General features: G+C 72.6%; 1 protein-coding gene. It reads right to left on the bottom strand.

Annotation, left to right across the window (positions count from 1 at the left end; genetic code table 11):
* On the bottom strand, positions 1-223 hold a 223-nt coding region (locus tag E4K09_RS14745), incomplete at both ends, for a DNA-3-methyladenine glycosylase family protein (RefSeq protein ID WP_425293849.1).

Below are 223 nucleotides of genomic sequence, written 5' to 3'. Positions count from 1 at the left end.
GCCAGGGCCGCCAGCGCTCCGCGAGGATCGTGAGCGTCTTCGCATCGGGCCGCTCGTCCAGCCCATAGGCGATCCGGGCAGCCTCCTGCACGGCGAGGTCGCCGCCCGGGAACGCGTCAGGGTGGCCGAGGCAGAAGAGCAGGTAGATGTCGGCCGTCCAGGGGCCGATGCCCTTGACCCGGGTGAGAAGGCTGTGCGCCTCGTCGGCCGGGAGGCCGTGCAG

Origin of the sequence: Microvirga pakistanensis (genome assembly GCF_004458765.1) — a bacterium.
GTDB classification, from domain to species: Bacteria; Pseudomonadota; Alphaproteobacteria; order Rhizobiales; family Beijerinckiaceae; genus Microvirga; species Microvirga pakistanensis.
Note: the sequence above shows the minus strand (reverse complement) of the source record. Positions and strands in the feature narration are given on the sequence as shown.